The following is a 7,636-nucleotide window of genomic DNA, read 5'->3' as shown; positions in this document are numbered from 1 at the left end:
GCATGCCCAAGACCGTGCGCGTACTGGAGCTCAACGCGAAGCATCCCGTGTTCGCCAAGCTCTCCGCCGCCCGGGAGGCGGGCGATGCCGAGAAGGTCGAGCGCTATGCCGGCTTGCTCTATGACCAGGCCTTGCTGGTCGAGGGTATTTTGCCCGAGGATCCCGTTGCGTTTGCCCAGAACATCTGCAGCCTGATGTAAGCACGGACCGTTCTATCGAGCCGTCATGCGACCCCGCCCGATCGATTCGAGCGGGGTCGTGCGCTATCAGGCGGCTTGCGGACCGGCGCTCTGCGGCGAGCTGCTAGAATAAGGGGCTAGTCGAAGCGCTGGAAGGCTTGGGGGAAGCGCATGGCAAGCTCATATGGAACCGATGCCGACAAGACCGCGTTGCGTGCCGGGTACCTGGCTGCGCGCCGCCAGCTGCCCGCCGACCTGAAGGCCGAATCCGATCGCGCTATCGGGACCTCGCTTTGCGCGTTCGATATCTTCAACCAGACGCCGTTGGTGCTCACCTATGTATCTCGCGGTGCCGAGGTCGATACGTCTGCCATTGTGGAGCATGTGCTCGCGCAGGGTCGTGCGGTAGGCGCTCCCGTGGTCGATCCGACCACCAAGGAGCTTGCGTTCTACCGTATCGAGGGCGCGGGGCAGCTGGTTGCAGGATATAAGGGCATCCTCGAGCCCGATACACGCGTCTGCGCCCGCATCGATGCCGCGGAGCTCTTCGGTTCGGTGTGCCTGGTCCCGGGGCTGGTGTTCGATGCGCAGGGGCATCGCATCGGTTACGGTGGCGGGTGCTATGACCGCTTCCTGTGGCATTATCCGGGCGATAAGATCGCGCTCGCCCGTATCATGCAGATTAGTTCCAACCCGTTGCCAATCGACGGCTTCGATGTCCCGGTCGATTTTATCGCAACCGAGCATCGGGTCTGGGCTTGCCGTTAGCGCAGCGCGTATTACAGCCATATATAGAGAGCAGGGGGGGGCGACGCCGCCCTTTTTCTTGGATGTCCGCATCATGGGATGCAGGCCTTCGGCGGCCTGCTGTTCTTAACAGACACATTAAAATAATGAAACAAATGTTAGATATGCTTCGAATGTGCTTCTTTTCTGCACAGCTGGGTACCATGATTCTCCCCATGTGTACGTTTGTACACATCCGTTGTATAGTGCAGAAAATCATGTGAAAGATTACTGCCGGGGCGCCTGCCGAGCGCGGGCCGCCGCATGCGGGGAACAGAGTCGATCAGGTTGGATGGTGCAAGTGAAGAAGGCAGTTGAAATATTCAAGCGGGATGTCAGGCGTCTCCTAAGAAATCCGGTGGCGCTTGTGATCACCATCGGCGTGTGCATCATCCCCTCGCTATATGCCTGGTACAACATCGTGGCGAACTGGGACCCATACGGAAACACGCAGGGCGTGCGCGTCGCTATCGCCAACAACGACGAGGGCGTGACAAACGACTTGGTGGGAGCGCTCGATGCGGGCGGCCAGACGGTCGAGAAGCTCAAGCAGAACGATAAGCTCGGTTGGGAGTTCACCACGACCGCCGAAGCGAAGGAGGGCGTGGAGTCCGGCGAGTACTATGCGGCCATCGTGATTCCCAAAGACTTTAGCCAGGACCTCATCAGCATGCTCACGGGCACGTTCGACAAGCCCCGGCTCATCTACTACGTGAACGAGAAGAAGAACGCCATCGCGCCCAAGGTGACCGACACCGGCGCGCAGACCATCGAGGAGCAGATCAACGAGACCTTCGTCTCCACGGTAAGCGAGACCTTGGTGGAGCAGCTGCAGGCGGCGGGGGTGCAGATCAACGAACAAGGCGGCGATGCGCAGAGCGGCCTGATGCATGGCGTGCAGCAGGCTGTCGGTGCGCTCGACGGCGTGCGCGAGGCGCTGGGTGGCACCACGGGAACCATCGACACCACCAAGGGCGCGGTTGCGTCGGCGAAGAAAACGCTGGCCGCCATGTCCGACGAGGTGCCGGCTCTGACCGATGCCCTGCGCAAGGGCGATGCGCTTCTCACCACGTCCCGTGCATCTGCTCGAGATTTCGGCTCCGCGCTCAATGTTGCGCTGTCTGGCGGCATGGCCCAGTTGGGCGCGGCGTCCGCCAAGGCGAATACTGCCATCGGTCAGGCTGCCGGTTCTATCACAGGGGCGGCGGGCAAGGTCGACGGCGCCCTGGCTGACGTGCAGATGGTCATCAACGACATCAACCAGATCCTGAGCGACATCAAGGACATCACGGGCGTCGGAGATACCAGCGCCATCATCGGCGCGCTCGAGGCCCAGCTGGGACAGTTGCAGACGGTCAAGGACGCGCTGCAGACGCAAAGCGACGACGTGAAGAATACCGCAGCGGCCGTGGCCGGCGCGTCCAGCGCCATGAACGATGCGGCCCAGCAGGGCATCGCATCGGTCTCGGGTGCTCAGCAGGATTTTGCAACCAATGTGATGCCGAAGCTATCCAGCGGCATGGATTCGTTCTCGGCGGTTTCCGGCGACCTTACGGGCGTCGTCGCGGGGCTGCAGCCAACGGTGCAGCAGGCGATCGGCCTGCTCGACCAGCTTGATGCGACGCTCGACCAGGCCAAGACGGCGGTGTCGCAGACGGATACCTCGCTTGGGAAGCTCAAGGACACTCTCAACGACACGGTGACCGACGTGGCGGCCCTGCGCAGCTCGGGGTCGCTCGACAAGCTCTCGGGGCTGTTCGATGTCGATCCGCAGGACATGGCCGATTTCATGTCGAGCCCGGTCAAGTTGACGACCAAGGCTGTGTACCCGGTTGATAACTACGGCTCGGGCGTAGCTCCCTTCTATACCAACCTGGCGCTCTGGGTGGGAGGCTTCGTGCTCATCGCCATTATCAAGCTCGAGGTCGATCCCGAGGGCCTGGGAGAGTTCAGCGCCCGTGAAGCGTATTTCGGCCGCTGGCTGCTGCTGGTGGCGCTGGGCGCGGTGCAGGCGCTCATCGTGTGCGCGGGCGACCTGATGCTGGGGGTGCAGTGCGTGCAGCCTGCGCTCTTCATGCTGGCAGGCGTCTTCATCTCCTTCGTGTACGTGAATATCATCTACGCGTTGGGAATCACGTTTAAGCATATCGGCAAGGCCATCGCCGTCATCCTGGTGATCGTGCAGATCCCCGGGTCGTCGGGCATGTATCCCATCGAGATGATGCCGGCGTTCTTCCAGGGGCTGCATCCCCTGCTGCCCTTCACCTACGGCATCAATGCGATGCGCGAGACCATCGGCGGCATGTACGGCATGGACTACCTGTATAACCTGCTGGTGCTCGGCGTATTCCTGGCCGTGGCGCTCACCATCGGCGTCTTCCTGCGTCCGCTGGTGCTCAACCTCAACCTGCTGTTCGACCGCGAGCTGGCAGCGACCGGCGTGATGATCTGCGAGAAGGACGACCGTCCGCGCGAGCGCTACTCGCTGCGCGTGGCCATGCGCGCCCTGCTCGACGCGCAGACGTACCGTCGCGATCTGGTCGAGCGCGCCGAGCGCTTCGAGACGCGTTACCCCTCCCTGATCAAGGCCGGCTTCGTGCTCGTGTTCGGCCTTCCGGTGCTGCTGTTCGTGCTCACGGCGACGTTGGACCTCAGCATCGACGGCAAGATCGTGATGCTCGTGCTGTGGATCGTGGCGATCATCGCGGCCGATGCCTACATGATCGTGGTCGAGTATGTCCGCGAGAGCTTCCATATGCAGCTGCGCGTGGCCGAGTTGTCCGACGAGGGTATGCGTCGCGAGATCTCCGAACATGTCTCGGTGTCGCCGCTGGCGGCGCGCGCTGCCGGCATGACGATGCCGGCCGAGCGCCGCGCGCAGGAGGCGTCGGCGGAGGCGGCGTGCACGGCCGAGGTGGCCCTGCCGCGCTATGACATGACGAAAGGGGGCGATGAGTAATGAAGAACATCTGGAAGATCTTCCGCGATGATATGGAGCATATCCATACGAGCGTCATCGGCCTCATCGTGATGGTGGGCCTGGTGATCGTGCCGGTCCTGTATGCGTGGTTCAATATCGCGGGCAGCTGGGATCCCTATGGCAACACCGGCAACCTCAAGGTTGCCGTAGCCAACGAGGACGAGGGCTATCTGAGCGACCTCATTCCCATCAAGGTGAACATGGGCGACTCCGTCACCTCTTCGCTGCGCGCGAACGACGCGCTCGATTGGGTGTTCGTGGATGAGGATAAGGCTATCGAGGGCGTGAAGGCGGGCGACTACTACGCCGCCGTGGTGATCCCGCGCGATTTCTCAGCCAATATGATGACGCTCTTCTCCACCGAGGTGAAGCACTCGGACATCATCTACTACGAGAACCAAAAGGCCAACGCCATCGCCCCGCGCGTCACGGATAAGGGCGCGAGCACCATACGCCAGCAGATCGACGAGACGTTTACCTCTACGGTGGGCGATATCGGGCTGGCCGCTACATCGAGCCTGCTTGACTTTATGAGCGGTGACGAGGTGGTGAACTTCGTGGCCAACTTGAGCGGCACGCTCGATACGGGTATCGAGAGCCTGCGCGACGCCGCGGCGAACACGGGCACGTTCGGCGACCTGGTGGGCTCGGCTTCGGGCCTTATGGAGTCGACGGGCACCCTGCTGGGCGATTCCGGTACGACGTCGGACGACGCCGCGGCCCTGCTCGGCGATGCAAAGGCGGGTCTGGTGGACATCCAGGATGCGCTCGGCGGCGCCACAGGTGCCATCAACCAGGCGCTCAAAGACAGCGCTTCGAGCTTCGACGCCGTGTCGCAGGCCGTCGACAAGGCTTTTGGCGCGGTGGGCCAGCAGTCGGGTGACACGCAGGGTCAACTGCGGGCGGTTGCCGCCGAGGTGGGTTCGCGCGCGGCGAAGACCGAGTCCCTGGCTCGGGATGTGCGCGATCTGGACGCCAAGCTCCCCGACGGCTTGCTGAAGCCCACGATCTCCGCGAAGCTCCAGGCCATCGCCACCAAGCTCGACTCGATCGCGACCAAGCAGCGCCAGCTCGAGGGCGCGCTGAACGGCGCGGCGGACGACCTGGCTGCCGGCACAGCCGATATCGAGCAGAGCCGTAGCGATATCAAGCAGCTCATTGCCGATGCCAAGGCGAGCATTACGCAGGTGAAGTCGGACTACGAGCAGACGCTCAAGGGCCAGGCGGGCGAACTCGCGGACTCCGTGGAGTCGATTACGGCCGCGAGCGCCAACATCGCGGACGGCTTGGATGAGACCGTCGACGGATTGAGCGCGGCCTCTCATTCGCTGGCAAAAGACCTTGCGTCGGTGCAGGGCGTGCTGGGCGACGCCGCACGGGTGCTCGATACCTCCGCAACCGATCTGCAGCAGGTGAAGGACAAGCTGGACCTTGCTGCCCAAACCGGCGATATCCAGGCGATTCGCTCCTTGATCGGCAACGATCCCGAGGCGCTCGCCCATGCCCTGGCAGCCCCCGTGGGGCTCGACAAGCGCCCGGTCTTCCATATAGAGAACTACGGTTCGGCCATGGCGCCGTTCTATACGATCTTGTCGCTGTGGGTGGGCGGTATCGTGCTGGCGGCCATGCTCAAGGTGGGTGTCGACGACCGCGTGAAGCAGCGGCTCGATGATGTGCGCCTGCACGAGCTGTATCTGGGGCGCTTTGCGCTCTTCGCCCTGCTGGCGCTGTGCCAGAGCACGCTCGTATGTGCGGGCGACATCCTGTTCTTCGGCATCCAGTGCCTGCATCCCTGGCAGTTCCTACTTACGGGCTGGCTGGCGAGCTTCGTGTTCTGCAACATCATCTACACCCTTACCGTGTCGTTCGGCGATATCGGCAAGGCGCTCGCCGTGGTGCTGCTGGTCATGCAGGTCGCAGGGTCGGGCGGAACGTTCCCCATCGAGATGACGGCCGACTTCTTCCAGTCCGTCTATCCGTTCCTGCCGTTCACGCATGGGATCAACGCGATGCATGCGGCCATGGCCGGTGCCTATGGTTCCGAGTATTGGGTCGAGATGGGATTACTTGCGAGCTATCTCATTCCGTCGCTCGCCCTGGGCCTCGTGTTCCGCCGTCCGGTGATCCGTGCGAACAACTGGATCATCGAGAAGCTCGAGGAGACCAAGCTCATGTAGGGCGCGCGTTCAGAGGAGGCGTGCTTCAGGTAAGGCGAATGGGCGCTCGCGTATGCGGGCGCCCATTTGTTGTTAGGGGGTCGGTTCGAGCGGAGAGCGGGCATCCGCGCGAAAAAAGAAAGGACCCGGGCATGTGCCCGGGTCCTAGAGTCGCTTCGTTTGCGCTGCGCGTCCGCTGTGCGAGGAAGGGGATACACACGGTGACGCTTCATGCAGCCGTAGAAACGAACGGTCCAGCCTATGCCCTTACATGAGGCCGCTGGAAAGATCGGTGGAGTCGAGGAGGCCAGTTCTCTGTGTCGGGGGGAAGGAGAAATGGTTCGCACGTCGGGATAGCCGTACTTGGGAAGTACGAGCTGCGTCTTTGGGAGAATGCATGCGTCGACCTCCTCGTCCGTCCACCTGTACCATACGCACCGCAGTCGCTGCTCTGGCGATGCGCTGTACCTATTATCACCGCTCCTTCGCGTTTTTAAAGCTTAATTCTCACTTACACGTTATGCCACATTGTGTAAAAGTGCAGGTAGATAAAGAAAAAGTGACTATAACCTACCGCTTAACCCTGAATAAAATACCGTCTACCGTGGTGCTCTCGTGGTGAAATGGTCGATGAAACGTGGAGAAGGTGCCTTGTTATCCGTTGATAGTGCGCATCTAGCTGCGCATATGTCGATCGACAGCACGAACGGTCGCAACGACGCGCTCCATGGTCTCGTCGATGCGCGCCTTCTTGAGCTCGCATTCCCAGACGGTGATGGCGGTCCAGCCGAGGTCCTCGAGCTCGGCGATGGCCGCGGCATCGCGCTCGACGTTACGGCGGAACTTCGCTTCCCAGAATTCGGTGTTGCGCTTCGGTACGCTCGGGTTGCAGTGCGGGCATCGGTGCCAGAAGCAGCCGTTGACGAAGATGGCGACCTTTCGCCCCGGAAACGCGATGTCGGGCCTGCCGGGCGCTTTCTTCCATTGGAGCCGGTAGCCGGTGAGGCCGGCCGCCCGGAGTCGCTGCCGCACGAGCATCTCGGGTTTGGTGTCGGCCCGCTTGTTGCCCTGCATCGATCTCTTGCTGTCTCCGCGACGCTTGACCTGGCGTGCGTCCCCTTCGGCGTCTCCCGCTCCAACGAGGGCGTCTACCAGGCCGATATCGGCGGGCATCCAGGCGAGCTCGGCGAGCGAGGCGCGTTTGACCCAGCGAATCTCCTGCTGTTCGGTCTGCGTGATCTCGCCTGATTCGATGCGGCAGAGAAAGCAGTCCATCGAAAGGTGGAATGCGGGGTAGTCGTATTCCACGGTGTAGAAATCGCGCAGGTCGGTCACGGTGATGGCGAGCTCTTCGCGCAGCTCGCGTACGCAGGCTTCCTCGGCGGTTTCCCCGCGCTCGATCTTGCCGCCCGGAAATTCCCAGAGTCCCGCCATCTCGCCGTAGCCGCGCTGCACCGCCAGCACCTCGTCGCCTGATTCGTCGCATATGATGCCTGCCGCTACGCGTACGGTCTTCACGATGGTCCGTTCTCTTC

General features: G+C 62.3%; 5 protein-coding genes. 4 read left to right on the top strand and 1 reads right to left on the bottom strand.

All coding sequences use genetic code 11. From position 1 onward, the window contains the following. The 4 genes from I2E26_RS01420 to I2E26_RS01405 form a co-directional block, all read left to right on the top strand. Window positions 1-200 (top strand): hypothetical protein (locus tag I2E26_RS01420; RefSeq protein ID WP_195419329.1); only part of this gene is annotated, 200 nt, incomplete at its 5' end. Window positions 201-350: 150 nt separating this feature from the next. Further along, on the top strand, window positions 351-947 hold the full coding sequence (locus tag I2E26_RS01415) for a 5-formyltetrahydrofolate cyclo-ligase (protein ID WP_195419328.1): 597 nt from the start codon (window positions 351-353) through the stop codon (window positions 945-947). Window positions 948-1,257: 310 nt separating this feature from the next. After that, the gene (locus tag I2E26_RS01410) at window positions 1,258-3,924 is read left to right on the top strand and encodes a YhgE/Pip domain-containing protein (protein ID WP_195419327.1); all 2,667 of its coding nucleotides are present in this window, start codon (window positions 1,258-1,260) and stop codon (window positions 3,922-3,924) included. Continuing rightward, window positions 3,924-6,122: a YhgE/Pip domain-containing protein gene (locus I2E26_RS01405; RefSeq protein ID WP_195419326.1), complete on the top strand. Its 2,199-nt coding sequence runs from the start codon at window positions 3,924-3,926 to the stop codon at window positions 6,120-6,122. Before I2E26_RS01410 ends, I2E26_RS01405 begins: the two co-directional genes overlap by 1 nt. A 654-nt stretch (window positions 6,123-6,776) precedes the next feature. Here I2E26_RS01405 and mutT read toward each other — a convergent pair. Continuing rightward, window positions 6,777-7,636 (bottom strand): 8-oxo-dGTP diphosphatase MutT (gene mutT, locus I2E26_RS01400; RefSeq protein WP_229056320.1); only part of this gene is annotated, 860 nt, incomplete at its 5' end.

Source organism: Collinsella sp. D33t1_170424_A12 (assembly GCF_015554865.1).
Lineage (GTDB): Bacteria > Actinomycetota > Coriobacteriia > Coriobacteriales > Coriobacteriaceae > Collinsella.
The sequence above is the reverse complement of the archived record's forward strand: the minus strand, read 5'-3'. Positions and strand labels throughout refer to the sequence as shown.

Bases quoted from the DNA above. Each gene is read 5' to 3' on its own strand.
- I2E26_RS01415 (WP_195419328.1), top strand. From the start codon at position 351: ATGGCAAGCTCATATGGAACCGATGCCGACAAGACCGCGTTGCGTGCC.
- I2E26_RS01410 (WP_195419327.1), top strand. From the start codon at position 1,258: ATGGTGCAAGTGAAGAAGGCAGTTGAAATATTCAAGCGGGATGTCAGG.
- I2E26_RS01405 (WP_195419326.1), top strand. From the start codon at position 3,924: ATGAAGAACATCTGGAAGATCTTCCGCGATGATATGGAGCATATCCAT.